The following is a 26,165-nucleotide window of genomic DNA, read 5'->3' as shown; positions in this document are numbered from 1 at the left end:
GGTCACACTCCGGCGTAGGAGGGCTGGGGGCGGGCGCGGTCCGCGTCCGGCGGGTCGAGCTTGTCGTGCAGGTTCTGGGCCAGGTGCAGGGCGTCCTCGCCGCTCTCGGCGATGTGCGTGGTCACCTTGGAGCCGCGGATGTGGGCCACGGGCACGCCGACGTAGGAGCCGGGTTTGAGGTTCTGGCGGCGCTGGACGGCATCCAGGTCGACGAAGCCGCCGACGACGGCCACCCAGGGTTTCTCGGTGAGCCGTACGGTGTCGATGCCGGCGGCGTGGAAGACGCCGTGCGCGCAGTCGGCGATGTCGTCGGAGTCGTAGCCGAGGACGACGGAGCGCTGGTTGAAGACGACCGCCGCCACCTGGGCGCCCGCGCGGCTGATGCACGTACCCCGGGAGAACGGGGCCCGGTTGTAGCGGCAGACGATCTCGATGCCGTGCCGCAGGGCGAGCTGGACGGCCCTGCGGTGCAGCACCTTGGCGCCGTACAGGGACATCAGGGCGGCCATGTTGAAGGAGACGTCGGGGAGCAGCCGGGCGCCGCGCACCAGGTGCGGGTCGGAGGTGTAGATGCCGTCGACGTCGGAGTGGATCTCGCAGGCGGTGGCGCCGACGGCACGGGCGACGGCGATCGCGGACAGGTCGGAGCTGTTCTTGCCGAGCCAGGTGGGCCGTCCCTGGGCGTCCACGGCCTGGCCGCCGGGGACGACGACGACCTCGTACTCGCCGAGGGTGCGGCTGAGCGGGCCGGGGTCGGTCTCGATGACCCGGGCCCACAGGAACGACGAGTTGGTGGTCAGGCCGATCTGGTGGCCGGCGAGCACGGTCGCGGTGCGGCCCCTGCGGTGCAGGGCGGTGGCGAGCAGGTGGGCGCTGACCAGGTCGGCGGTGGCGAGCATCCCCGCGGAGGTGGCGTCCTCGGGGTGCGCGTTGACCTCGTGCAGGCGTCCGCGCATCGTCTCGGTCTCGCCCTGCATGGCGCTGACCACCACGGCGAGCCGCCGCCCCTCGCGTTCGAGGCGCTCTTCCAGCCCGGCGGCGAGCTGGTCGTAGGCGGCGTGGCTGCGGAAGGTGGAGCCGCCGAACTTCAGTACGGCGGGGGTGTCGGTCGCGCCCAGTGGGGTGGTGCGGGCCGCGTGGGTCACAGCAACTCCCGTTCGAGGATGTTCTCGGCGATCCGGATGGCGTGGGGCGCGGCCCCGACGCGCGGGCTGTCGGCGACCAGCCAGAGCCGCGGACCGCGCGACGGGCGCACGGCGGCGGGGACACGGTCACCCGCGTCCCGTCGGGTGGTGCGGGCCGCGTGGGTCACAGCAACTCCCGTTCGAGGATGTTCTCGGCGATCTGGACGGCGTTGAGCGCGGCCCCGATGCGGAGGTTGTCGGCGACCAGCCAGAGCCAGAAGCCGCGCGGGTTGTGGGGGGCGACGCGGATGCGGCCGACGTGTACGTGGTCGGGGTCGCCCGCGGTCAGCGGGGTGGGGAAGCCGCCGGGGGCGTGCCGGTCGTGGACGGTGACCTCGGGCAGGGCGGCGAACCGTTCGACCAGTTCGGCGCGGTCGACGGGCGCGGCGGCCTCCACCCACACCGCCTCGGAGTGGCTGTTGACGACGGGGACGCGGACGCAGGTGGTGGTGACGTCGAGGTGGGGCAGGTCGAGGATCTTGCGGGACTCCTGGAGCATCTTCTGCTCCTCCAGGGTGAACCCGGTGTCCAGCAGCCGGTCGATGAACGGGACGACGTTGAAGGCGAGCGCCGGGGTGAAGCGGTCGGAGGGCAGTTCGGCGTCGGGGTCGCGGAGCGCGAGTTCGCTGCCCTCCTGGAGTTCCTCGATGCCGTGCTGGCCCTGCCCGGACGCGGCCTGGTAGGTGCTGACGACGACCTGCCGGACGCCCCAGCGTTCCTCGACGGTGCCGAGCAGGCGGACCAGCGGGATGGTGGAGCAGTTGGGGTTGGCGATGATGCCGCTGACCGGGCGTCCGGTCACGGCGTCCGCGTTGACCTGCGGGACGACCAGCGGGGTGTCGGGGTCCATGCGGAAGGCGTTGGTGTTGTCGATGACGAGGGCGCCCTGCGCGGCGGCCTTCGGCGCCCACTGCTGGCTGACGGACGTCCCGGCGGAGAAGAACGCCAGGTCGGTGTCGGAGAAGTCGAACTCCGCGAGGTCCTCCACGGTGCGGGTGAGGCCGTCGACGTCCATCACCCGGCCCGCCGAGCGCGCGGACGCGGCGAGCCGGATGTCCCGGTGGCGCAGTCCGCGGCTCTCGATGAGTTCGATCAGGGTGTGGCCGACGGCTCCGGTGGCGCCGACGAGGGCGAGGCGTGGCGCGGTGGGGTCGCTGACGTGGGTCATCGGTTCTCTCCGATCCGGGTGAGCGCGGGTGGCGCGTCGCCGGGTGGCGTACGGCGCTTGGTGCCGGGCAGCAGCGGCCAGCCGAGGTTCACCCCGAGTCCGGCCACCACGATCAGCGGGATGCCGAGGGCCTGGAGCGCGGTGATGCGGTGTCCGTAGACCAGCAGGTCGACGAGGATGGCGACGGCCGGGTAGACGAAGGACAGCACCGCGATCCTGGCGGTGGGCAGCTTCTGGTACGAGGCGTACAGCAGGATGTAGAGCAGGCAGGTGTGGATCACGCCGAGGCCGACCAGCCAGCCCCAGTCGGCGCCGAGCCCGGCGCTCTCGCCGAGCGCGGTGAACGGCAGCAGCAGCGGGATGCCGACGCACACCTGGACGAGCGCGGTGAGTTCGGGCCGTACGGACCTCAGGTGCTGGGCGATGACGGTGGCGAAGGCGTACAGCAGCGCGGCGAGCAGCGCCTGGCCGACGCCGAGGAGGTAGCCGCCGCCGCCCGCGCCGTCGGCGGACGCGAGGTCGGCGACGAGCACCACCCCGGCGAAGGCCAGCAGGATCCACCCGGCCTGGTGGCGGGTGAGGCGTTCCTTGAACAGCAGCAGCCCGAGCAGGACGACGTAGAACGGCTGGGTGTGGTAGACGACCGTGGCCACCGAGATCGACGTCCTGCTGTACGAGCTGAACAGCAGGACCCAGTTGAGGACGATGCACACCCCGCCGAGGGCGGCCAGCGCGAAGGTGCGGCGGGTGAAGCGGTGCGGGGTGAGGAAGCCGCGCAGCAGGCAGTACGCGGCGAGCGCGACGGCGCCGAAGACGCACCGGTAGAAGACCACGTTGAAGCTGGACTGCCCCGATTCGATGACGAAGACGCCCAGGGTGCCCGACAGGACCATGGCCGCGGTGAGTTCGACGGCGCCTCTGGTCTGCCGCGTGGGGGTGGGGGTGGTCAAGGTCGGTACCTCGCCTTCGCGCTTCGGGGGTCAGTGCAGGGGTACGGCGTAGTGCAGTCCGCCTCGGGTCCACAGCTCGTTGGGGCCGCGGGGGACGTTCAGTCCGGAGGCGTGGCCGAGGTTGCGCTCGTACAGCTCGGCGTAGGTGCCGACGGCGGCCAGCACGCGGGCGGCCCAGTCGGCGTCGAGTCCGGCGGCGGGTCCGTGCTCTCCGGCCTGCCGGGCGACGGCGGCGCGGCCCCGGGGGCCGAGCCGGTGGCTCTCGTACTCGGCGGCGAACAGCAGTTGGAGCACCCAGCGGCAGATCCGGAACCAGCGCGGGTCGTCGTCGCGGACCACGGCGGCCATCGGTTCGCGGGAGATCTCGGTGGCGAGGACGCGGTGCGCGCCCGGGTCGGGCAGGCCGCGGCGGGCGCCCGCGAGGGCGACCTTGTCCAGGACGTAGGCGGCGCACTCCCCCGCCGTGTAGGCGGCCAGCGCCTCGCGCGGGTCGTCGAAGGGGACGGGCTCGACGGTGAGCCCCCGCGGCCCGTACCAGGCGGCCAGGTTGCCGGGGCTGGTGGAGCCCGCGTGGACGGCGAGCCGCTCCCCGGCGAGCTGGGCGGGGTCGTCGACGCCGGTGGCGGCGGGGACGAGGAAGCCCTCGCCGTCGTAGCAGGTGACCCCGGCGAACAGCAGGCCGTGCGCGGCCTCGCGGCCCATGGTCCAGCTGACGTTGCACACCGTCAGGTCGGCGTCCCCGGCGGCGAGCTGGGTGAGCCGGGCGGTGGGTCCGGTGGGCCGCCAGTCGACGGCCTCGGGGTCGGCGAGCACGGCGGCGGCGACGGCCCGCGCGACGTCGGCGTCCAGGCCGGTCCAGCGGCCGTCCGCGGCGCGCAGGGAGAGACCGGGCTGCCCCTGGGAGACCAGGGCGCGTACGGCGCCCCGCTCCCGCACCCCGGTGAGCGTGTCGGCGAGCAGCAGCCGGGCGGTCACACCGGGCTCCGCGGCAGGGTGCCGACGGTCTGTTCACGGTCGTAGCGGCGTTCGTTGAAGGCCAGCATCCCGGTGAGCCGGGCGGCGGTGACGGGGGCCGTGCGGAGCAGGTCGGCGCGGCGCACGGTGACGGGCATGGCGCCCGCGGCGGACCAGGCGAGCATCCCGCGGTCGTCGATGACGGCGCGCGCGGCGCCCGCGTTGTCGCGGTGCAGGCAGTACGGCACGTCGAGGACGCCGCGCGCGAACGCGGCGACGAGGGCGGCGCCGACGGTGCGGCCGAGAGCGAGGGTGGCGTCGAGCAGCCGCTCCGCCTCGGCGCGCAGTCCGGTGTCGGCGGTGGGCGGGCAGTGCGCCGTGGCGCAGTCGGCGGCGGCCTGCCCGGCGACGGAGTCCGCGAACTCCAGTGCCTCGGCGTTCTCCTCGATCCGCGGGATGCGGCGGGCCTCGGCGGGCGTCTTGACGATCAGCCGCTCGGTGCCGCTGTGCACGGCGAGCCGGGCGCTGTCCTCCAGGAGCCGGAACGAGCCGACGGGGGTGCGGGGGAAGACGCCCATGTAGGTGTAGAGGGTGAGGTGCCAGTCGACGCCGGTGAGGTGTTCGGCGGCGAGCGCGCGCAGCGCGGCGAGGGCTTCGAGGTCCTGGCCGAGGTGGATCTGCTGGGCGTAGCTGAGGGAGACCGAGCGCAGTCCGTGCTCGCGGAAGAACAGCGCTTCGAGGACGCTGAGCGCCACCAGCAGCGAGGGCGGGCAGAGCTGGCCGAGCATACAGCCGCCGAAGGTCTCCAGGTGCATGGGCCGGTCGGCGGCGGCGGCGAGTTCGCAGCAGCGCGCCCAGTTGTCGGCGGCCTCGGGCAGCGGCACGCGTCCGTAGGGCAGGCAGTACGACACCGGGCCGCCCTCGGTGGCGTCGACCCCGGCGTCCACCATGACCCGGAACAGTTCCAGCGGCAGCGGTGAGCCGTGCCGCACCTGCACGGGGAAGTCGGCGGCGGACACCTCGGCGAGGAGTGCGCGGACGGCGGTGGTGCCGTGCGCTTCGAGGGGGAAGCCGTTGAGTTCGGCGCCCTCCGCGAGGGCGCGGCGGGCGGAGCCGTAGTCGCCGACGCGCGTGTAGCTGTCGAGGGTGACGGTGCCGACGGTGGTGGCGCGGCAGTCGCGTACGGCGGTCAGCCCGGCCCGCATCCGGTCCAGGTCGCCGAAGCCCATCCGGGGCTGGACGACGAGCCGCCCGCGGGTGGCGGCGTCGCGGACGAACGCCGCGAACCGGGTCACCGGCCCGCTCCGGCCGGTATGCGGGGCGGCGGGGCCGTGGGCCGGGCGGTGGCCAGCGCGGTGAGGAACGCCCGGAAGTCGGCGACCATCCGCTCGGGCGTGTTCCCCCGGGACTCGGCGAAGACGGCGTCGAAGCCCGCCTCCAGCAGCTGCCGTCCGGTGCCGGGGTCCCCGGTGCCGCGCAGGCCCAGCTTGCCGCCGATCACCACGGGCAGGGTGGCGAGTTCGGGGTCGGCGCGCAGGGCGCGGATCAGCCGCAGTCCGTCCAGGCGGCCGTGGCCGTTGACGGTGCTGAGCACCAGCAGGTCGGGCCGGTCGGCGCCGCGGCAGGCGGCCATGACGGTGGCGTCGGGCGGGCAGACGCCGACGTTGGCGACCTCGTGCCCGGCCTCCTCCAGGAGCAGCTGTAGGAACACGAGGTTCCACATGTGCGCGTCGGAGGAGACGCTGGAAACCACGATACGCAGCTTCCTGGTGCGGGTCGGGTAAGCAGACATACCCCCACTCTTGGAATCTCCGGGGAAAATGTACAGCACCCCAGATGCGGAATCCCGAAAGCCGCTATCAGGTTTTTCCATAAGGATATGGAGAGGCATATGCCCAGGTGAGACGGTGTAAAAATACCAGCGCCTCAGAGGGTGAAGTGTCGGGTGAGGAAGTCCGTGGTCACACCGCCGCGTCGGAATTCCGGGTGGCTGATGATTTCCTGGTGCAGGCCGATCGTGGTGTGTACTCCGGGGCCTGACACCTCGAATTCGGCGAGGGCGCGCAGGGTGCGGTCCAGGGCGGTCGGGCGGTCCGGGCCCCAGACGATCAGCTTGCCGATCATGGAGTCGTAGTAGGGGCTCACCCGGGAGCCGGGGACGTAGTCGGTGTCGACGCGGACCCAGGGGCCGCCCGGGATGCGGTAGTGCTCCAGGAGCCCGGGGGTGGGGGCGAAGCCGCGGTCGGGGTCCTCGGCGTTGATCCGGCACTCGACGGCGTGGCCGCGGACCTCGATGTCGTCCTGCTTGACGGTCAGCGGCGCCCCGGAGGCGACCCGCAGCTGCTCGGCGACCAGGTCGACCCCGGTGACGAGTTCGGTGACGGGGTGCTCGACCTGGATGCGGGCGTTCATCTCCATGAACCAGAAGGCGTCCTCGGTCCGGGGGCCGGGGTCTGTGCCGGGGTCCGTGCCGGGGTTCGCCTCCAGCAGGAACTCCACCGTCCCGGCGCCCCGGTAGCCGACCGCGCGGGCCCCGGCGACGGCCGCGGCACCGAGCCGGGCCCGCAGGTCCGGGGTGAGGTCGGGTCCGGGTGACTCCTCGACGAGCTTCTGGTGGCGGCGCTGCACCGAGCAGTCGCGCTCCCCGAGGTGGACGGCGCCGTCGAAGTCGTCGCAGAGCACCTGGATCTCGATGTGCCGGGTGTGCGGCAGGTAGCGCTCCAGGTAGACGGCGCTGTTCTTGAACACGGCCAGGGCCCCGGCCCGGGTGGTCGCGTAGGCCTCGCGGAGGTCCTCGGGGCGCCGTACGACGGTGATGCCGCGTCCGCCGCCGCCCGCCGCGGCCTTGATGATGACCGGGTAGCCGATCTCCCGGGCGATCTCCTCGGCGGACTCCACGGAGTCGACGGGTTCGGTGGTGCCGGGCAGCAGCGGCAGCCCGGCGGCGGTCATCAGCCTGCGCGCCACCGCCTTGTCGCCGACGCTCTCCATCACGTCCGGCGGCGGGCCGATGAAGGTGATGCCGTCGTCGGCGCATATCTCCGCGAAGTAGGGGTCCTCGGAGAGGAAGCCGTAGCCGGGGTGGACGGCCTCGGCGCCGGTCTTCACGGCGGCGCCGATGATGTTGGGGATGTTGAGGTAGCTGCGGGTGGGCGCGCCGGGCCCGATGTGCACGGCCTCGTCGGCGGCGCGGACGAAGCGGGCGTCGGCGTCGGGCGTGGAGTACACGGCCACGGTACGGACCCCGAGGTCGCGGCAGGTGCGGATGACGCGCAGCGCGATCTCGCCGCGGTTGGCGATCAGGATCTTGTCGAACACGGCGCCCCGCCCTCAGCCGGCCGGGGCGAGGTCGATGAGCGGCTGCGCGTACTCGACGACCTCGCCGTCGTGGGCGTGGATGGCGCGGACGGTGCCCTTGACCTCGGCGGTGATGGAGTTCAGCAGCTTCATCGCCTCGATGACGGCCAGTTGCTGCCCGGCCTCCACGGTGTCGCCGACCTTGACGAAGGGTTCGGCGCCGGGGGACGCGGCCTGGTAGAAGGTGCCGACGAGGGGGGCGGTGACGCGGACGACGTCGGCGGGGGGCTGCTGGTCGGTGTCCTGTGGGGTGCTCTGCGGGGTGCTCTGGGGCGCGGCGGCGGCCGGTGTGGCCGCCGTGGGGGCCGCCGTGGGGGCCGTGTCCCATTCGACGTCCACGCTGAGGGCGCCCGCGCGCAGGGTGATCCGGCGCAGGGTGCCGGGGAGTTCACCGGCCAGGAGGCGGGTCTGGGTCCGCAGCTCCTCCACCGTCGTCGCGGCCGTGCTGGTGTCCGTGTCGGTGCCGGTCTCAGTGCTCATCGTGCTTCTCCCAGTCCACTACGGGCTGACGTCGGGGATCCCCGAAGCGGTCGAACCGCTTCCGCCGGGCGTCGACGAGTTGCTCCGCCCGGCGGTCGAGGAGCGGGGCCAGGGTCCGCGCCAGGGCGCTCCGCACGGTCAGCGCGGTGGTCTGCGGCGCGGTGTGCGCCCCGTCCGGCGGTTCCGGCACGATGCCGTCGACGACACCGAGGCGGAGCAGGTCGGAGGGGGTCAGGCGGAGCGCTTCGGCGGCGCGCCCGGCGTGTTCGGCGGTGCCGAAGAGGATGGTGGAGGCGCCCTCGGGGCTGATGACCGAGTAGTAGGCGTGCTGGAGGATCAGCACCCGGTCGGCGACCGCGAGGGCGAGGGCGCCGCCGCTGCCGCCCTCCCCGGTGACGACGGAGACGACGGGGACGCGCAGCCGGGACAGCTCCAGGACGCAGTCGGCGATGGCGACGCTCTGGCCGCGCTCCTCGGCGCCGACGCCGGGGAACGCGCCCGGGGTGTCCACGAACGTGACCACGGGCAGCCCGAACCGGTCCGCGAACCGCATCAGCCTCAGCGCCTTGCGGTAGCCCTCCGGGCCGGGCATCCCGAAGTTGCTGCGGACGAGCGCGGCGGTGTCGTGGCCCTTCTGGTGGCCGAGGACCACCACGCTCTGTCCGCCGAGCCGGGCCACTCCGCCGACGAGGGCCGCGTCGTCGCCGTGGGCGCGGTCGCCGCGCAGTTCCACGAAGTCGTCGAAGACGTGGCCGACGTAGTCGAGGGTGGTGGGCCGCTCGATCATCCGGGCCAGGGCGACCAGGTCGCGGGTGGCGCGGGTGGCGGCGACCGGCCGCTCCAGGACCACCGCCGGGTCGGGGGCGTCGGGCAGTTCGGGTACGGAGGGGCCGAGCAGGGTCAGCAGCCGGGCCAGGTGCTCGCGCTGGTTCTCCCGGGGCACGACGGCGTCGATCATGCCGTGCTCCAGCAGGAACTCGGCGCTCTGGAAGCCGGGCGGCAGCTCCTGCCGGATGGTGTTGCGGATGACCTGCGGTCCGGCGAAGCCGATCAGGGCGCCCGGTTCGGCGAGGATGACGTCGCCGAGCATCGCGAAGGAGGCGCTGACGCCGCCGAAGGTCGGGTCGGTGTTGAGGTTGATCACCGGGACGCGGGCCTCGCGGAGCCGGGCGATCCACTGCGCGGTCTTCGCCATCTGCATCAGCGACACCGCGCCCTCCTGCATCCGCGCCCCGCCGGAGGCGGCGACCAGCAGCAGCGGCAGCCGTTCGGCGAGGGCGGTGCGGGCGGCGGCGGTGACGGCCTCCCCGACGACGGCGCCCATGCTGCCGCCCAGGAAGGTGAAGTCCAGGACGGCCACCACGACCGGGCGGCCCCGTACCGTCATCCGGCCCGCGAGGACGGCGTCCTGCCGCCCGGTGCGTGCCTGGGCGTCCCGCAGCCGTTCCGGGTAGGGCTTGCTGTCGGTGAAGCCGAGCAGGTCGCGCGGGGCGTGGTCGTCGGGGAACGCCGTGAAGCTGCCGGGGTCGGCGAGCTGCGCGATCCGCACGTCCGGCGGGATGCGGAAGTGGAACTGGCACTCGGGGCACACCTTGCGGTTGCGGTCCAGGCGCTTGCCGTAGACGAAGGAGCCGCAGGAGGCGCACCTGCGCCACTGGACGTCCTGGTGCGCGGCCCGTACGGGGCCCGGGGTGGTGGTCATGCGGCACGCCTCCTGCGTGGTTCGCGCTGCCCGCGCCGCCCGCCCGGCACCGGCGGGGTCTGCCGCTGCGGCACGGACTCGGTCGCGGCGGCCATCCCGAAGCGGGGCATGTTGCGGTAGACGGAGTGCATCCGGTCGGGCGAGACGACGTACGCCTCGTGGAAGATGCCGACGGCGCCGTCGTCGCGCACGGCCCGGTTGAACCAGGCCCACATGGAGCGGTGGCGGCCGTCGGCGCGGTGCGAGTAGCGCGTCAGGTCGTCCATGCTGCGCCAGTACTGCACCATGATCACGGTGCGGTTGAACCAGGCCCGGGAGGAGAGGAAGCCGTGCTCCTTGTTCTTCCGCAGCTCGATCAGCATGGGGATCATGGAGCCGATCACCGGCAGCCAGCGGTGCACCATGCGGAACTTGTTGATGCGCAGGCCGATCAGCAGCACCACCGTGCCCTCGGGCGGGGCCGCGATCCGCGGCTCGGTGATGACCTTGAGGTCCATCGGGGTTCCTCTTTCGGTGTCGGCTGGGCGTCGGGGGCGGGGGTCGGGCCGTGCCGGTCAGAAGGGGTAGCCGCGCGGGGGCGAGCTGGTGGTGAGGGTGTGCCAGCGGGTGAACGCCTCCAGGGCGGCGGGGCCGCCGAAGCCGTGCCCGTTGCCGGAGGCGCCGATGCCGCCGAACGGCAGGGCCGCGTCCTGGACCACGGTCTGGTCCCCGACGTGGGTGACGCCGCACCGCAGTCGGCGGCCGAGGGCCTCGCCGCGGGCGGTGTCGGCGGTGTAGACGGCCGCGGTGAGGCCGTGGTCGGAGGTGTTGGCCAGGCGTACGGCGTCGGTGTCGTCGGCGACGGCGGTCACGGTGGCGACCGGGCCGAAGACCTCGGTGTGGAAGACGTCCATCCGCTCGGTGACGTCGGCGAGGACGGTCGGCGGGTAGTACGGGCCGGTCGGGCGTCCGCCGGTGACCAGCCGGGCGCCCTGCGCGACGGCCTGCTCGACGGCGGTGGCGATGCCGGTGAGCTGGCGGCGGTCGATGACCGGGCCGATCTGGACGTCCTCGCGGTACGGGTCCCCGACGCGCAGGGCGGCGGCGTGCCGGGCGAGGGCGTCGGTGTAGGCGTCGGCGACGGCGCGGTGGACGAGGTGGCGGCGGGCGGACATGCAGATCTGCCCCTGGTGCAGGAAGGACCCCCAGGCCCCGGCCGCGGCGGCCTGTTCCACGTCCACGTCGTCGAGGACGACGAAGGCGTTCTGCCCGCCGAGTTCGAGGACGGCCCGTTTCAGCAGCCGTCCGCACTGGGCGCCGATCTCCCGGCCCACGGCGGTCGACCCGGTGAAGGACACCATCGCCACGTCCGGCGCCCGCACCAGCGCGCCGCCGGTCTCCGCGTCGCCGTACACCACCTCCAGGACCCCCGGCGGCAGTCCGGCGTCCGCGAACGCCCGGGTGAGGAGGGTGCCGCCGCTGAGCGGGGTGTGCGGGTCTGGTTTGAGGAGGACGGTGTTGCCGAGGGCGAGCGCGGGGCCGAGGGAGCGGGCGGCGAGCAGCAGCGGGAAGTTCCACGGCACGATGACGCCGACGACGCCGAGCGGGACGCGGGTGACGGCCGCGGTGCGGTCGGGTTCGCCGGCGGTGACGGCCGGGTCGGTGTGCTCCCGGGCGAGGCGGGCCCCGTGCCGCAGTTCCCGGGCGGCGAGGACCACCTCGTAGAACGCCTTCCCGGGGATCGCGCCGCCCTCGCGGACCAGCAGGTCCTGGGCGGCGCCGGTGCGCTCCTCCAGCAGGTCGGCGGCGCGTTCGACGAGGGCGGCGCGCTCGGCGGCGGGGGTCGCGGCCCAGCCGGGCGCGGCGGCGGCGGCGCGTCGGGCGGCGGAGGCGACCCGGTCGGGGGTGGCCAGCTCCACGCCGCCGAGTTCCTCGCCGGTGGTGATCTCCCGGCTGGTGAGCCGGGTCGGGGTCCGGGTCAGGGTGGTCACGGGCGCACCTCGGTGGTGGTCTCACGGCGGTTGGCGGGGGCCGGGCAGCGGGCGCAGTCGTCGAGGGGGGCGCCCGGTGTGTCCAGGGCGCGGCGCAGGCGGCGCAGGCAGCGGGTGCGGATGGGGCCGACGGAGCCGACCGGCATGGCCAGGGCGGCGGCGATCTCCTGGTAGGAGGGCGGTGGGTCCTCCAGGGCGCGCAGCAGCAGGGCCCGGCACTGGTCGGAGAGGCTGTCGAGGGCACGGGCGACCTCGCGGCGGCGGTCGGCGCGCAGGGTGATCTGCTCGGGGCTCTCGTGGTGGGCGCCGCCGCGGTCGGCGAGGGACTCCAGCGTCTCGGCGTCCCCGATCATCACCAGCCGCCGGTCGCGGGTGGCGGCCTTGAGGGCCTCGCGGCGGGCGACGGTGGCGAGCCAGTCGCCGAGCCGTTCGGGGTCGCGGATGCGGTGCACGTTCTGCATCAGCCGGAACCAGGTCAGTTGCCGCACGTCCTCGGCGTCGCAGTGGCTGACGCGGTGGCTGCGGGCGACCGACCAGACGAGCCTGCCGAACCGGTCGACGGTCTCGTCCCAGGCCTCCGGTTCGCCACGGGCGCAGCCCGCGAGCAGCTCCGCGTTCCCCTTCGGCTTCGGCGGCATCGGTCCTCCGTGTGACAACACCCGTGGCGCTCCGGCACGTTCTCCGGTCCATGCAACACACGGGGGCACCGGCCCGGGGGCTCGCGGCGATGTCCGGTAGCGGCCATACCAGGAGTGGACAGCGACCCGCGCGGGCGCCGTGCGGGGGCCGGTCACCGGGCCGGTTCCCCGGCGCGGGCGGGCAGGAGTTCCGCCATGGCGGAGCGGAGCCGCACCGGGACGGGGCCCTCGTCGTGCTCGGTGGCGCGGATGGCGATGCCGAGGGCGAACCGGTCCCAGACCTGGAGGACCTGGATCTGCCACAGCGGCCGTTCCCGCTCGGGAATCTCGTCGTCCACGACGGCCAGTCCGCCGCCGCGCAGCCGGTGCACGGAGAACGCGTCGAAGCCGCGGGCCATGCCCATGCCGGTGGCCTTGGTGTACGCCTCCTTCGCCACCCAGGAGTCGGCGAAGGCGTGCCCCTGTTCCCGGTCGCGGCGCAGCACCTCCTGCTCCAGCGGGGTGAAGACCTTCGGCGCGAACTTCAGGGCCTCGGGGCGGGCGGGGGTGTTCTCCGCGTCGACCCCCGCGGTCCGGCCGCGGACCACGATCGCGGCGATCAGGCCGTTGGTGTGGGTGAGGTTGAAGTCGAGCCCCCAGTCGGCCTGGTGGACGGAGGGGCGGCCGAACCTGCCCTTGTCGAAGCGCCAGGCGGCGGGCGGTACGTCGGCGTACTGCGACAGCACCTGCCGGGACAGCAGCCGGGCGCCGAGGAAGCGGGTGCGGGCGGCGGGGAACAGCAGCCGGTCGTGGCGGGCGCGTTCCTCGTCGGTGAGCAGGTCGAGCCCGCCGGTGGCCTCGGCGAACCGGGGCACGTCCTCCTCGGCGAGCAGCCAGACGTCGGCGCTCCCGGCGAGCGGGTCGTCGGTGGTGGCGGGGCCGGGCGGGGCGGCCGTCGTCGCGTTCACGCCGCTCACCACCTCACCCGGAACGGCCGGTGCGCGAACAGCCGTCCCTCGTCGTGCGCGTCGGCCAGGACGGCGGCGACCTCGGTGACGTCGTCGGGTCCGGTGACCGTGCGGGTGGGGTGGAAGCGGCGCAGCAGCCGCTCCAGGCAGAGCAGCAGGACGGCCGGTGAACGCAGCGCGGGGGCGTAGCTGTCGCGGCCGTGCAGGTAGAGGTGGACGCAGGCCGCCGCGGCGGCGACGGCGGTGTACTGCCGGGCCAGGTCGTACAGTTCGGCCGACTGGGACGCGGCCCGCGCGCCCTGTTCGGCGACGAGTTCGGCGTGCTCGTCGGCGATCCGGTGCACCTCGTCGGCGAGCAGCCCGGCGGTGTCGGCGCAGCCGGTGAGCCGGGCGGCGTCCAGGCCGTCGGAGGCGTCGGCGGCCCGGCGCAGCGCGGCGACGGCGGACCGCAGCGCGAGCACCGAGTCGTCGCCGCCCCGGCTGAACAGCTGCTGCTCGGCGGGCTCGTACGGCGCCATCGGGGCGGCCGGGTCGAAGAGCGCGGCGACCGTGCGGGCGGCCCGCGCCACCTTCGCCGGGTCCTGTTCGACGGCGTTGCCGAGCAGGCCGGGCAGTTGCAGGGCGATGTTCTTGAGGTTCACCACGGTGTTGCCGTCGGCGAAGTTGGAGATGGCGAAGTCCCGCAGCACCTTCTGGAAGATGCCGTGCCGGGGGTGGCCGCGCAGGTAGTAGCGGGCGCCGAGGACGGCGGTCAGCCGGGCGAGCGTCTCCTCCAGGAACGTCGGCACGAAGAACTTCACCACCGACGACCAGACGCTGGCCTGTTCCGGCGCGAGCTGGAGGGAGCGCACCGCGCCGGTGGTGAGCGCGTCGGCGACCAGCAGGTCGGCGTAGCTCTCGGCGAGCTGCCGCCGGGAGTGGGGGACGTCGGCGACGGTGGTGCCGAAGATGACCCGGGCGCGGGCGAAGTCGAGGGTGCTGCGCAGGGCGGTGTCGACGCAGGCCATGGCGATGCTGGCGATGGCGATCCGGGCCAGCTGGCTGCTCTTCAGGGCGATTTCGAGGCCCTGGCCGACCCGGCCGACGAGGGCGCCGTCGGGGACGAGGCAGTCGGTGAGGCGGACGCCGCTCATGTCGAGGCCGCGCAGCCCGTGCAGGGGCTCGTCGGGCAGGTGCCGCAACTGGTCGGCGGGCACCCGGTCCTTCTCCACGGCGAAGACCGAGTAGCCGCCGGGGCCGCCCTGGTCGGAGGTGCGGGCGAAGACCATCACCGTGGCGGCGACGGTGGCGTTGCCGATGGTCCACTTCTCGCCGGTGAGCAGCCAGCCGCCGTCGGTGCGGCGGGCGTGGGTGTCGTTGGCGAGGACGTCGCTGCCGTGCCGCCGCTCCGACAGGCCCCAGGCGAGCTTGCGGCCCGCCCGGATGGCGTCGGCGAAGTGCTGGCGCTGCGCGTCGCTGCCCGCGATCCACACCGGCATGTAGCTGAGGCTGGTGAGCACCATGGCGGTGGCGGAGGTGGGGTCGCGGCGGCCGACGAGGCGGTACAGGTTGAAGCCGTCCTCGACGTTGACGGCCTTGCCGCCGTGGGCGGCGGGCACGATCCAGTCGTACAGGCCCCAGTCCGCGAGCGTGTCCACGAACACGTGCGGGTACCGCTGGTCCTCGTCGTGGGCGAGGATCCGGGGGTACGGCATGGGCGCCGAGGCGTCCCACGGGTCGCCCAGGTACTCCTCCAGGTCGGCCATGAGGGCGATCAGGTCGGTCATGTCGTCTCCTCGTGGTGCGCAGGGCCCTCGTGGTCCTCGTCGCCGGGTCCGTCGGAGAGCGGGACCGGGTGCGCGGTGAACAGCAGCCGGGCCGTGGCGAGGCGGGTCAGCGCGCGGCGCGCGGGCGGCAGGTCGGGCGCCGCCTGCCGGGGGTCGCGGCCCTCGGCCCGGGCGAGCAGCACGGCCAGGACGGCGGTGAGCCAGCCCGTGCCGCCGGGCTCCTCCCCGTAGTGGCCCCGCTCGGGCCGTGTCCACCAGGTCAGCGCCGCGGCGGCGGCCGGGTAGAGCAGGCAGGCGCGGTCGGCGAGGTCGAGCGGTTCCGGGGAGGCGGCGGCGCCGCGGGTGCGGTCCCGCTGGGCGGCCGTCGCGGCGACGAAGGTGGCGGCGAGCACCGCCCGTACGTCCCTGACCAGCCCGGCGGTGCGCCGCTGGCCACGTTCGGTGAGCGCCTGCGCGATCGCCTCGGCGTGTTCGGCGAACCCGAGCAGCACCAGGTCCCGGGGCCGGGCGGACAGGTCCAGGGCGGCGGGGTCGAGCGGCGGCAGCGGCGCGCCGAACGCGAACAGCGCCGCCAGGTCGGTGCCGGACGGGTCGGGCGTGGTGAACGGGGCCGCGTAGCCGGGGAGTTGCGGGGCGACCGCGCGGAGTACGCCGAAGGGGCTGGTGTCGATGTGCTCCACGACCGCGTTGTCCCGCCGCGCCTTGTCGACGACGGCGCCCGGCCCGCGGGCCAGCACGCCCCGGGCGCCGAGCAGGGCGTGGGAGCGGGCGATCGCGGCGGCGGTGAGGCGGGTCGCGGCGCGTTTGACGACACTGGAGCAGAGGCCGAAGGTGCCGGGCGACAGCTGGGCGTATCGTCCGGCGGTCAGGGTGAGCAGGTCGGCGGCGATCAGCTCGGCCGCCGCGACGCCGAGTTCCCGGGCCCCGTACGGGGTGTCGGCGACGCGGACGCCGCCGACGCGTCGGCCGTGGGTGAAGCGCAGGACCGTGCGCAGGGCCGTGTCGGCGGTGGCGAGGCAGGCGGCGGTGGAGAGCAGCCGTACCAGCTGCTGGGCCCGCATCGCCGCGGCGAGCCCGCCGCCGACGGTGCCGACGACGGCGTCGCGCGGCACCTCGGTGCCCTCGAAGACCAGGTCCGCGAAGTCGGTCCCGCGCAGCCCGGTGACCGGCTGCGCGGCCTGCCGCCAGACGCCGGTCATCTCCCGGGGCCCGAGCAGTACGGCGGTGAAGGCGGCGGGCCCGCGCGGCGCGGTACGGGCCACCACCAGCGCGGCGTCGGCACTGGCACCCCGCCCGACGAGCCACTTGCGCCCGCTGAGCGCGTACCCGGCGTCGGTCGCGTCGAGACGGCACCGGTTGGCCAGCACGTCGCTGCCGGTCTCCTCCTCGGAGAGCGCGAACGCGATCGTACGGCCCTCCCGCACCCACCCCGCGACCCGCTCGGCCTGCGTCCGGCTGCCCGCCGCCAGCACGGTCAGCACCGCCGAGCAGGACAGCAGGGTGGCGGGCATGACGGAGGCGTCCCGCCGGGCCGCGACCCGGATCCGCACCAGCGCCCCGTCCAGCGCGTCCAGCGCGCCGCCGTACGCCGTGGGCAGCGCCAGGAGGGGGAAGTCGGCGGAGGCCAGCCGCCCGGCGAACGCGATCGGGTACTCCCCCGCCGCGTCCCGGGCGACCCCGGCGGCGAACCCGTACGGGTTGTCGGGCCGCCAGGGGTCGCCGAGGAGGGCGTCGAGGCGGACGGCGTCGGGGAAGAGGGCGGGGGCGGGGGTGCGCGGCGTCTCCTCGGCCGTGGGCGCCGTCACGGCCGTACCCCCGGGGTCTCCGGTTCGGCCGGGGTGGAGGCGGGGACCGGGTACGCGGCGATCGCCGGGGAGAGGGTGAGGCCCGCGGCGCGGAGCATGGAGAGCCGCTGGTGGAAGGCGGCACCGGCCATCAGGTGGCGGGCGACGTCGGCGACGCGGCGGTTGCGCGGGGCGGCCAGGTAGGTGCCGCGGACCCAGGAGTTGAAGCTGCCCATCGCGGGCCCGCACCAGATCTGGTAGTCCACCGCGCGGTCCGCCTCCCCGGTCCTCGCCCAGCGGGAGGCCATCCCCAGGTACCAGCGGAAGACCAGCGCCGCGCGGCGCTTGGGGTGGTCGGCGGCGCGGGCGAGCTGGGCGGGGTCGCGGCGCTGGAAGTAGGCGACGGTCTCCTCCCAGACGTCGTCGAGGGGCCGCCGGAAGACCTGCTGTTCGAGCCGGGCGCGGACCGGGGCGGGGAGGGCGTCGATGCCGTCGTGGTCGCGGTACAGCTCGTACAGGTGCCGGGCCCGCATCGGGAACAGCGTGCCCCGCTTGAGCACCTGGAGTTCCACGCCCGTCTCGAACATGTCCGCCGCGGGCGCCATCTCGCAGTCCGCGAGGTCGGCGCGGGCCAGCATCTCCTTGACCACGTCCGACGTGCCCGCCTCCACGCAGGACTGGTTGACCGACCCGGTGACCACGTAGTCGGCGCCCATCGCGAACGCCGCCCACGCCGCCTCCGGCGTGCCGACGCCGCCCGCCGCGCCCACCCGGACCCGTTCGGGGTACCGCAGCTCCCGCATCAGCGCGTCCCGCTGCCGCAGCAGCACCGGCAGCTGCGCGGGCAGCGGTCGGCGGTCGGTGTGGCCGCCGGAGTCCGCCTCCACGGTGATGTCGTCGGCGAGCGGGACCCGCGCCGCCAGCTCCGCCTGCTCGGCGCTGATCGCGCCGTCCTCGCGCAGCGCCCGCACCACGGCCTCCGGCGCGGGCCGCATGAACTGCTCCGCGATCTCCGTCCGCGACACCTTGGCGATGAGCCGGTGCTCGGCCACCACCCCGTACGGCCCGCCCGCGCGCAGCCCCGCCAGCCGGTAGCGCACCACGTGCGGGGTGAGTCCGAGGAACGCCGACGCCTCCACGCACGGCACCCGGTGCTTCAGGTACAGGTCGACGGCGGCCCGCTCCAGCCGCTCCTCGCTCGGACTGTGGATCAGGTTGCAGGCGTACGGCAGCCCCGGGATCTCCGCGGCGAAGCGCAGCAGCGCCTTCTCCACCGTCTCCGGCAGCAGCCCCGCCGCCCCGTAGGAGGCGAGGTACCCGGCCCGCGCCATCGCGGTCACCAGGTCGACGGAGGCGATGCCGCCCGCCATGGCGCCGCTCATGTACGCCTGCCGCACCCCGTACGTGGTGAGGAAGGCGGCGCTGCCGAGCCGCTCCGGGCCCAGCGGGGGCACGGCGGCGACGACCTCGTACTCCCCGTCGGCGCGCACCCCGCCGCCCGCGGCGGCGCCGAGGCCGCCCGGTCCGCGCACGATGTAGACGGGCTCGTCCAGGCGGGCCAGGGCCTGCTGGATCCCGGTCTCGCCGACCGCGGGTGCCTCGGGCCCGCTCCACCGCGGCCGGGGCTGCTCGGTGGTCATCTGGCTGTCTCCTGTCGGATCTGTCGGATCTCTCGGATCTGTTGGCTCGGTCGGACCTGTGGGATCGGTCGTGGGGGGTGGTCAGTCGTGGTGGATCTCGACGCCGATGCCGTCGAGCCGGTAGATCCGCAGGGTGGACTTCCACACGTGTCCGTCGCCGGTGAGGACGATCCGGCCGGGCTCCCTGCGTACGTCCCTGAGGTGGACGTCGAACTCCATGTCCGGGTCGTCGCGCAGGATCTGGCCGCGGTAGGACCAGCTCGTCTCGCCGCCCCGCAGCGGCGCGAAGCGCGGGTTGCGCAGGCCCTCGGTCAGCCCGGTCTCCAGGGCGTACGCCTGCATCCCCTGGAGCAGCGCCTCCACGCCGAGGGAGCCGGGCATCACCGGGTCGCGGTGGAAGTGGCAGGAGAAGTACCACGCGTCGGGGCGGATGCCGCGGTGGCCCCGCAGGTAGCCCTGCCCGTGCGCGCCGCCGCCGGGCAGCACGTCCAGCCGTTCGAGGAGGTCGAGGTGGCCGCCCGCGAGCCGGGGACCCCGCCCGGCGGCCCCGGCGGCCCTCAGGGCGCCGAGGTCGACGCGGCGGACGCCCGGCGGGCGCGCCGTCTGCTGGTCCAGCCAGGGCAGGACGTGCTCGCCCTTGTCGAGGCCGACCTGGCGGGCGAGGGCCTTCCCGTTGAAGTAGCCGAAGAGGGACTCGCCGGTGTAGAAGACCTCGCCGTCGGCGGAGAGTTCGTAGGAGAAGTTCTGCAGGATCGAGCCCGGCATCCGGTCGCTGGACAGCAGGGTGGAGCGGTGCTGGATCGTCTTGCCGCGCAGGTCGACGTCCTTCACGAGGGTGGCGCGGCCGTCCAGGTTGCGGATGCTGAACCGCTCCTCCGGGAAGGGCAGGGTGGCGCCGAGGTAGTAGCCGAGCAGGATCGCCGCCTGGAGGCTGGACTCCATGTAGACGCAGTTCGGCATGGACGGGTGGCCGTTGTCGGCGTAGTACCAGGCGTCGGCGGGTGAGTCGTACTCGGTGACCATCACCGCGCCGCGCCTGAGGGTGCCGCGGGTGCCGTCGAGGCGCATCACCCGGTCGACGAAGAGGAAGTCGCCGTTGGGGATGTACGGCGCCCTGCTGTTGGCGTAGACCTCGAACTCGGGGCCCATCGCCACCGCCAGGTCGCCCTTCGCGGCATGCGCCATGTGGAACTCGTTGAGCAGCGCGGGTTCGCCGGTGGCCGGGGAGAGGCGGCCGAGGAAGTGCGGCACCGTGCCGCCGGTCTCCGGGCGGAAGGGGGTGCCGGGCTTCTCGCACAGCCGGATGCCGAGGCCGGTGACGCCGATGGACGGGGTGCCGTCGCGCAGCACGACGACGTCGGCGACGAGCGCGGGGCGGGGCAGCAGGGTCAGTTCGGTGATGTCGATCCGGTACTCGACGCGTTCGCTGCGCGGGGTGATCTGGCCGCGCACCTTGACCTCGGTGCGCAGGTCGGGCACGGGCTGGAAGCGGGCGTCGGGGAGGGTGAGGTGCAGGCCCAGGGAGAGGGCGTACACCTCAAGCAGCTGTACGGCGCCCTCCGCGACCAGCGATCCGGCGAGCACCGGGTCGTCGGGGAAGTGGCTGGTGAAGTACCAGGCGTCGGGTTCGAGGCGTTTGACGGCCTCGATCCGGCCGAGGCCGTGGCTGCCGCCGGTGCGGTCCAGGACGGTGACCTCGTCGGCCATCCGCAGCGTCCGGTCGGGCAGCCGCAGGGAGGTGTTGCAGCCGGGCGGCTGGCGGTGGCCCGGTCCGAAGACGTCCGCGATCCGGCCCTCGGCGAGGGCTTCGAGGTCGGCGCCGGTGAGGGTGGTGCGGTGGGTGGGGGCGAGCGGCTTGAACGCGGTGCGCGCCGGGTCGCGGGCGGGCTTGAGAGCGCTGGCGGCCCGCCCCCGCACCAGACCGGGTGACGCCTCCAGCTCCTCGTCGGTGAAGAAGCCCGCGCAGGCGTTGTTCAGCTTGAGGATCAGCTCGCCGTCGGCGTAGCAGTCGTAGTGGAAGAAGAACAGCAGGGTGTCGCCCTGGCGGACGAACTGGTCGATCCAGATGTCGTAGCGCAGGGTCTGCCCGGTGCGGGGCAGGTCGCCCACGAAGCTGAGGCTGCTGTCGAGGAGGCGGTAGACCCGCTGGCCCCGGTTGGTGAAGTCGGCGCCGAGGTAGCTGATCAGGAGCAGGTCGCACTGCCCGGCCTCGATGGTGACGGCGGGCGGGACCTGGCCGTCCACGGCGTACCAGGCGTCCTCCGGGACGTCGTACTCGGTGCGGATGAAGGAGGGGCGGAACTCGCCCGGCTCCGCGTCGAGTTGGGTGACGCGGGTGGCGAAGAGGTACGGGGGCGCGGGGAGCCGGACGCGGCGGGGGTAGCCGTCGACGCGGGCGAAGCGGGGGCCGAAGACGTCGCCGACCTTGCCGGTGGCGAACTGGAGGAGGTCGTGCTCGTCCCAGACGACGCCCTCGGGTCGGGGCGGGCGGACGGGTTCCACCGGTGGGAGCGGTGAGGGCGGGGCGGCGGAGAGTACGGCCGTCAGCTCGTCCCGCAGCGCCCGCTGGGCGTCCAGCACCTCGCGGTGCGCCTCCAGGATCTCGGCGCGCAGGCTGCGGACGAGGGCCAGGGTGGACGCGTGGTCGTCGCGGGCGGGTTCCGGCCGCGGCGGTACGGGGAGGGGTTCCCCGAAGACGGCGGGGCGGGGCGGCACGTCGAGCGCCTCGGGGGTGTCGAGCGACGGCTCATCGGGGGTGCCGGGAGAGGGTTCGGGGAGATCGGGCGACGGTTCGGGGAGGTCGGCGGGCCGTTGGGGCGGGATGGCGGCCGGGGCGGGTGCCGCGGGTACGGCGTCGGACGCCGGGAGCATCGTGATCGGGTCCCGGTCCAGCGTCAGCGCGGGTGCGGGCGTTCCGGCAGCGGGGCGGGTCGGCATCGCGGTGTCCCCTTCCGTGGCGGGGGGTTGCGGGGCGGGCGCTTCCGGCCCGGGGGCGGGGGGCTCGGACGCCCCAGGCCCGGCGGAGGCCGGAGGTCCGGCTAGGGCGGGGGGCTCGGCTGGCGCGGGCGCGAGGGCGGACGGCGCGGGGCGGGCGGGCCCGACGGGCGTGGCTGACGACCCGGGCTCACCGGCCCTCGCGGACCCCGGCCGCGTCGCGGGCGCGGCGGCCCGCACCGGCTCGCCGGGCCCGGTGCCCCCGGCCGCCGTCACCGCGGCCACCGGCACCGGCACCGGCGCCTGGACCGGGACCGTCGGGGTCACCGGGACCGCCGGAGTTGCCGGGACCGCCGGAGTTGCCAGTGCCGCCGGGATCGTCCCGACGACCGGTGCCGCCGCCCCCGTCACCAGCGGAGCGACCGGCGTCCCGCCCACCGTGAAGGTGCGCAGGCCCCGTGGGCGTGGGCGGAGGGTGGCGCGGGGACGGAACGGGGTGAGGTCGACGGGGACGCCGTGGGTGGCGAGTCGGGCCACCAGGCGGGCGATGTCGGTGGCGCCGCGGGCGCCGCGCCGGTCGACCGGCACGGACAGGTGCGGTGCCTCGGTGAGGGTCTCGTGGATCCAGCGGGAGCAGGTGCTGGACGGCCCGACCTCGATGAAGCACCGGAACCCGTCCTCGTAGGCGCGCCGCACCAGCCGGGGGAAGTCGACGGTCTCGCGCAGGGTGACGGCGATGTTCGCGGCCACGGCGTCCTGGTCGAGGTCCGTGACGGGGGCGTAGTGGCGGCTGCTGTAGAGGACGAGGTCGCCGACGTCGCCGGTCGGGTAGCGGTTGAGGTCGGCGAGTTCCGGCAGGACGCCGTCGACGACGGGGCTGTGCATGACGTGGTTGGCGGGCGAGCGGGCGCTCTTGCAGCCGAGGGCGTCGATGAGCGCCCGGCACTGGGCGGGGTCGCCCGCGACGACCACCTCGGCGGGGGTGTTGACATGGGTGATGAAGACCCGGTCGAAGGCCGCGACCGCCTCCCGTACCTCGTCCGAGGGGGCCAGCAGGACGTGCGTGGCCCAGACCTCCTGGTCGGGGACCGAGTCGTCGAGGCCCCACAGCTCCCGCACCGTACGCTTCGGGCCGCGCAGCCGGTCCACGAAGAGCGGCGAGGTGTCGATCTTCGTGGTGGCGCGGGCCTCCTTCAGCCAGCCGCCGGTCGCGAACAACATGCTGGACTCGCCGAGGCTGTAGCCGAACGCCCCGTGCACCGGCACGCCGAGGACCTCGCGGACCAGGTCGGTCGACAGCAGCGCGTAGCTGGTGCCGACGGCCAGCATCAGCGGGATGTCCTCGATGAGTCCGGCCTCCCGCCGCATCAGCTCGCGCCGGTCCAGCGGGGCGGCGGCGCGCGGGTAGAGCAGCGCGGCGCGCAGCATGTCGGCGGGGCGTTCGGCCTGGGCCTCGAAGCGGGGCAGCAGTCCGGGGAAGGCCCGGAACACCGCCCGGCCGAGGCCGAGGTAGGAGTTGAAGGCCCCCGGGTAGACCAGGGCGGTCCTCGCGCCGCCCCCGCCCGCCGGACGCGCGGCGAAGCAGCTGCCGGACGGCGACGTCCACTCGCCGCCCGCGCGGTGCGTGCCGGGCAGGTCCTGGACCGCGCGGTCGAGCTGGCGGACGAGGCCGTCGGTGTCGTCGGCGACGAGTACGGCCTTCAGCGCGGCGGGCCGGTCCTCGGCCAGCCGGGCCCAGTCGCCGCCGCCCACGACGGCGTCGCGGAGTTCGGCGAGGCGCCGCAGCAGGGTGTCGATGTCGTCGGCGCCGACCGGTACGACGAGGCTGCCGCCGGAGCGCGCCCAGTCGGTGGCGGCGATCTCCCCGCGGGTCCGCGCGCCGCCCAGCACCAGGTGGGCGTGGCTGCCCGCGGTGCCGGTGGCGCTGACGCAGGCGACACGGCGGCCGTCGCGGCGCTGCCGCAGCCAGGGGCGGGAGTCGGCGGCGAGGAAGAACGCCGACCCGGTGAGGGCGTCGGCGCCCACCCCGTCCGGCGCGACCGGCTGGTAGGCGTGGTGCAGGCAGAGCGCGGCGCGGATCAGCCCGGCGAGGACGGAGGCGCAGCCGGTGTCCCCGACGGCGGCGTGGACGCCGGACAGCGCGGTGCGCAGGGCGCCCCCGGCCCGGTCGGCGGACCAGACCCGGCCGAGCCCGGCGAGTACGGCCGGTTCGGCCGCCCCCGTCTCGACGAGTTCCACGTCGGCCGGGGTGAGCCGGGCCGCCGTCAGCGCCTCCTCCGCGGCGGCGGCGACCAGGTCGGCGTCCGGTTCCGGGGAGAGCGTCGGCGCGTGCCGGACGGCGACGGCGTCGACGGTGGCGTAGACGGTGCGGTCGGGCGGGGCGGAGCCGGGCCGGGTGACGACGACGGCGCCCGCGCCCTCCCCCAGCACCCGGGTGGCGTGCGGCTGGAGCAGGGCGCGGGCGAGCGCCGACTCGGGTCCGGCGGCCAGGTCGACGGCGCCGACGAGGACCGCCTCCACGCTCGGGTCGAGCAGCAGCAGCCGGGCGGCGTCGAGGGCGTCGGCGCCCACGGTGCTGTCGGAGGAGACGGTGAACGAGGGGCCGGTGAGGTTCCACAGGGAGGAGATGCGGGCGGCCATGATGTTGCCGATGTAGCTGAGGACCTCGTTGGCCTCGATGGAGTCGTGGATGCCGTCCCGGGCGGCCCGGGTCAGCGCGGCCAGCTGCTCGTCGGTGGGGTCGAGTCCGGCCGCCGCGCACCAGGCGGCGAGCTTCCGGCCGAGCGCGTAGCGGGCGGCGTGCCCGTGGGCGCTGGGCTCCATCTCCATCCCCAGCACGACGGCGACCCGCCGACCGCCCGCACCGCCGGGCGCGCCGCGCTCGTACCCGGCGTCCCTCAGCGCCTCCTCCGCGACCCGCATCATCAGCAGGTGCTGCTGGTTGAAGTGGTCGAGGTCGTGGGGCGGGATGCGGTACGAGGTGGCGTCGACGTCGAAGTCCTCGACGTAGGCCGCGCGGGGCGCCCGTTCGTCGGCGACGAGCCCGGCGCGCTCCAGCGGTGACCCGGCGACGGTCTCGAAGCCGCGCCAGCGGTGCGGCGGCAGGTCGCGCACGGCGCTGGTGCCGTCGTACCCGGCGCGTTCGAAGGCGTCGAGGGTGGTGAAGGAGCCGAAGTGGGCGCCCATGCCGACGACGGCGAGCGGCGGCGGGGGCTGACGGCCCGGGTCCTCGGCGTCCGTGACCGCCGTGACGGCCTCCGGGCCGGAGAGGACGACGTGCGCGTTGGTGCCGCCGAAGCCGAACGCCGAGACGGCGGCCCGGCGCACCCCGTCCGCCGGGTCCGGCCACGGCACCGGTTCCCGCACCACCCGGTCGGCGACCGTGCCGGGCAGCGGCGCGGACACCCCGGTGGTCGGCGGGATGGTGCCGTGCGCCAGGGCCAGCACGACCTTGACGAGGCTGCTGATCCCGGCCGCGGTGAGCAGGTGCCCGATGTTGCCCTTCACCGAGCCGAGCAGCGGACCGCGCCCGAAGTACCGTTCCACTCCGTCGAGTTCGGTGCGGTCGCCGAGGGGGGTGCCGGTGGCGTGGCACTCGACGTACTGCACGCTGCCCGGGTCCACGTCGGCCCGCCGGTAGGCGAGTTCGTACGTCGCGAGCTGGCCGTCCACGTTCGGCACCAGCAGGTGCTTGCCGGGGCCGTCGTTGCCGAGGGCGACCGCGTCGATGACGGCGTACACCCGGTCGCCGTCCCTGCGGGCGTCCGCGAGCCGTTTCACGGCGACCATGGCGGCGCCCTGCCCGGTGAGGATGCCCTTGGAGCGGGCGTCGAAGGGCTGGCTGACCCCGTCCGGCGGATAGGCGCGCAGGTCGGAGAAGGACAGGTGGATGACGGTCGGGTCGGGCGCGCAGACACCGCCCGCCAGCATCACGTCGGCGCGGCCGGTCGCCAGCTGGGCGCAGGCGAGCTGGAGGGCGTACAGGGCGGACGAGCAGGCGGCGTCCAGGGTGCAGCGGGGCCCGTCGAGCCCGAGGGCGGCGGCGACGACGTGCGCGGGCATCCCGCCGGGCCACAGGTCGAGCGCCTGCCCCAGGGCGTCGGCCGGGCCGCCGGGCCCTCCGGCACGGGCCTGCCCGGGTGTGCTGGCCGGGCCGCCGTCCTCCGCACGGGACGGCAGCCCGGCCGCGAGGAAACCGGCCGCCGCGAGCCCCTCAGCCACCGCGGCGTCCCACAGTCTCCCCGCCGTCCGGCCGGAGGCCGGGGTGGGGAACGGGTAGTTGCCGAACACCACCCCGGTCCTCCGGCCGGTGGCCCCGGCGGACGCGGCGGCGGGGGGTAGACCCGCGTCGGCCAGGGCGTTCGCGGCCACCCTGAGCGCCCAGTGGAACGAGCGGTCCAGGCGGGCCAGTCGGTCGGCGGGCAGCCGGTAGCCGTCGAGGTCGGCGGCGACCGCCTCGGTCTCCTCGTCCAGGAAGCCGCCGCGGGTGCAGTAGACGCGGTGCCGGTCGCGGCCCTCCTCGGGGCCGGGCTCCGCGGCCAGCGGATCGTGCCCGAAGATCCGCTCGCCGCCCTCGGTGCGGGAGTCCACCGCGTCCATCAGGTTGCGCCAGTAGGCGTCGGGGGTCGCCGCGCCCGGGAAGAGGCAGGACAGTCCGACGATGGCGTACGCGCCCATGGGTTCAGCCTCCG

The 26,165-nt window shown here is 74.9% G+C and carries 18 protein-coding genes; all 18 read right to left on the bottom strand.

The window, feature by feature from the left end; genetic code table 11:
* Positions 1-2 precede the first annotated feature (2 nt).
* The 18 genes from ABZ659_RS14120 to ABZ659_RS14035 all read right to left on the bottom strand — a co-directional run bounded on the left by ABZ659_RS14120 (position 3) and on the right by ABZ659_RS14035 (position 26,151).
* Positions 3-1,145 (bottom strand): aspartate kinase, encoded by a 1,143-nt coding sequence (locus tag ABZ659_RS14120; protein ID WP_360218126.1) that lies wholly within the window; start codon positions 1,143-1,145, stop codon positions 3-5.
* Positions 1,142-1,312, bottom strand: a complete 171-nt coding sequence (locus tag ABZ659_RS14115; RefSeq protein ID WP_360218123.1) for a hypothetical protein — start codon at positions 1,310-1,312, stop codon at positions 1,142-1,144. Before ABZ659_RS14115 ends, ABZ659_RS14120 begins: the two co-directional genes overlap by 4 nt.
* Positions 1,309-2,352: an aspartate-semialdehyde dehydrogenase gene (locus tag ABZ659_RS14110; RefSeq protein ID WP_360218120.1), complete on the bottom strand. Its 1,044-nt coding sequence runs from the start codon at positions 2,350-2,352 to the stop codon at positions 1,309-1,311. Before ABZ659_RS14110 ends, ABZ659_RS14115 begins: the two co-directional genes overlap by 4 nt.
* A complete protein-coding gene (locus ABZ659_RS14105; protein WP_360218555.1) occupies positions 2,349-3,245 on the bottom strand; it encodes a DMT family transporter in 897 nt (298 codons plus the stop codon). Before ABZ659_RS14105 ends, ABZ659_RS14110 begins: the two co-directional genes overlap by 4 nt.
* Before the next feature lie 87 nt (positions 3,246-3,332).
* Complete coding sequence (locus tag ABZ659_RS14100; protein WP_360218117.1) at positions 3,333-4,277, bottom strand: transporter substrate-binding domain-containing protein; 945 nt, start codon at positions 4,275-4,277, stop codon at positions 3,333-3,335.
* Positions 4,274-5,551 (bottom strand): methylaspartate mutase, encoded by a 1,278-nt coding sequence (locus ABZ659_RS14095; RefSeq protein WP_360218114.1) that lies wholly within the window; start codon positions 5,549-5,551, stop codon positions 4,274-4,276. The genes ABZ659_RS14100 and ABZ659_RS14095 overlap by 4 nt, the downstream gene beginning before the upstream one ends.
* On the bottom strand, positions 5,548-6,048 hold the full coding sequence (locus tag ABZ659_RS14090) for a cobalamin-dependent protein (RefSeq protein ID WP_360218111.1): 501 nt from the start codon (positions 6,046-6,048) through the stop codon (positions 5,548-5,550). Before ABZ659_RS14090 ends, ABZ659_RS14095 begins: the two co-directional genes overlap by 4 nt.
* 134 nt (positions 6,049-6,182) lie before the next feature.
* The gene (locus ABZ659_RS14085; protein WP_360218108.1) at positions 6,183-7,574 is read right to left on the bottom strand and encodes an acetyl-CoA carboxylase biotin carboxylase subunit; all 1,392 of its coding nucleotides are present in this window, start codon (positions 7,572-7,574) and stop codon (positions 6,183-6,185) included.
* Between the two features lie 12 nt (positions 7,575-7,586).
* Positions 7,587-8,093 (bottom strand): biotin/lipoyl-containing protein, encoded by a 507-nt coding sequence (locus ABZ659_RS14080; RefSeq protein WP_360218105.1) that lies wholly within the window; start codon positions 8,091-8,093, stop codon positions 7,587-7,589.
* Positions 8,083-9,795, bottom strand: coding sequence for an acetyl-CoA carboxylase carboxyltransferase subunit alpha (locus ABZ659_RS14075; protein ID WP_360218102.1), 1,713 nt, complete (start codon positions 9,793-9,795; stop codon positions 8,083-8,085). Before ABZ659_RS14075 ends, ABZ659_RS14080 begins: the two co-directional genes overlap by 11 nt.
* Positions 9,792-10,292 (bottom strand): DUF4188 domain-containing protein, encoded by a 501-nt coding sequence (locus ABZ659_RS14070; protein ID WP_360218099.1) that lies wholly within the window; start codon positions 10,290-10,292, stop codon positions 9,792-9,794. The genes ABZ659_RS14075 and ABZ659_RS14070 overlap by 4 nt, the downstream gene beginning before the upstream one ends.
* 57 nt (positions 10,293-10,349) lie before the next feature.
* On the bottom strand, positions 10,350-11,765 hold the full coding sequence (locus ABZ659_RS14065; protein WP_360218096.1) for an aldehyde dehydrogenase family protein: 1,416 nt from the start codon (positions 11,763-11,765) through the stop codon (positions 10,350-10,352).
* A complete protein-coding gene (locus ABZ659_RS14060; RefSeq protein WP_360218093.1) occupies positions 11,762-12,403 on the bottom strand; it encodes a sigma-70 family RNA polymerase sigma factor in 642 nt (213 codons plus the stop codon). The genes ABZ659_RS14065 and ABZ659_RS14060 overlap by 4 nt, the downstream gene beginning before the upstream one ends.
* A gap of 152 nt (positions 12,404-12,555) precedes the next feature.
* Entirely contained in the window at positions 12,556-13,350 is a 795-nt protein-coding gene (locus ABZ659_RS14055) for a 4'-phosphopantetheinyl transferase superfamily protein (RefSeq protein WP_360218090.1), read from the bottom strand.
* A gap of 5 nt (positions 13,351-13,355) precedes the next feature.
* Positions 13,356-15,116 (bottom strand): acyl-CoA dehydrogenase family protein, encoded by a 1,761-nt coding sequence (locus tag ABZ659_RS14050; protein ID WP_360218087.1) that lies wholly within the window; start codon positions 15,114-15,116, stop codon positions 13,356-13,358.
* Positions 15,113-16,921 (bottom strand): acyl-CoA dehydrogenase family protein, encoded by a 1,809-nt coding sequence (locus ABZ659_RS14045; RefSeq protein ID WP_360218084.1) that lies wholly within the window; start codon positions 16,919-16,921, stop codon positions 15,113-15,115. Before ABZ659_RS14045 ends, ABZ659_RS14050 begins: the two co-directional genes overlap by 4 nt.
* Complete coding sequence (locus ABZ659_RS14040; RefSeq protein ID WP_360218081.1) at positions 16,918-18,540, bottom strand: PfaD family polyunsaturated fatty acid/polyketide biosynthesis protein; 1,623 nt, start codon at positions 18,538-18,540, stop codon at positions 16,918-16,920. Before ABZ659_RS14040 ends, ABZ659_RS14045 begins: the two co-directional genes overlap by 4 nt.
* 81 nt (positions 18,541-18,621) lie before the next feature.
* A complete protein-coding gene (locus ABZ659_RS14035; RefSeq protein WP_360218078.1) occupies positions 18,622-26,151 on the bottom strand; it encodes a beta-ketoacyl synthase N-terminal-like domain-containing protein in 7,530 nt (2,509 codons plus the stop codon).
* Between the last annotated feature and the right edge of the window lie 14 nt (positions 26,152-26,165).

The sequence above is a fragment of the Streptomyces sp. NPDC006997 genome (assembly GCF_040635175.1).
GTDB lineage: Bacteria > Actinomycetota > Actinomycetes > Streptomycetales > Streptomycetaceae > Streptomyces.
Note: the sequence above shows the minus strand (reverse complement) of the source record. Positions and strands in the feature narration are given on the sequence as shown.

Coding starts and splice junctions, on each gene's coding strand:
- ABZ659_RS14110 (WP_360218120.1), bottom strand. CDS start 2,352: ATGACCCACGTCAGCGACCCCACCGCGCCACGCCTCGCCCTCGTCGGC.
- ABZ659_RS14105 (WP_360218555.1), bottom strand. CDS start 3,245: ATGGTCCTGTCGGGCACCCTGGGCGTCTTCGTCATCGAATCGGGGCAG.
- ABZ659_RS14090 (WP_360218111.1), bottom strand. CDS start 6,048: ATGTCTGCTTACCCGACCCGCACCAGGAAGCTGCGTATCGTGGTTTCC.
- ABZ659_RS14080 (WP_360218105.1), bottom strand. CDS start 8,093: ATGAGCACTGAGACCGGCACCGACACGGACACCAGCACGGCCGCGACG.
- ABZ659_RS14075 (WP_360218102.1), bottom strand. CDS start 9,795: ATGACCACCACCCCGGGCCCCGTACGGGCCGCGCACCAGGACGTCCAG.
- ABZ659_RS14070 (WP_360218099.1), bottom strand. CDS start 10,292: ATGGACCTCAAGGTCATCACCGAGCCGCGGATCGCGGCCCCGCCCGAG.
- ABZ659_RS14060 (WP_360218093.1), bottom strand. CDS start 12,403: ATGCCGCCGAAGCCGAAGGGGAACGCGGAGCTGCTCGCGGGCTGCGCC.
- ABZ659_RS14050 (WP_360218087.1), bottom strand. CDS start 15,116: ATGACCGACCTGATCGCCCTCATGGCCGACCTGGAGGAGTACCTGGGC.
- ABZ659_RS14040 (WP_360218081.1), bottom strand. CDS start 18,540: ATGACCACCGAGCAGCCCCGGCCGCGGTGGAGCGGGCCCGAGGCACCC.
- ABZ659_RS14035 (WP_360218078.1), bottom strand. CDS start 26,151: ATGGGCGCGTACGCCATCGTCGGACTGTCCTGCCTCTTCCCGGGCGCG.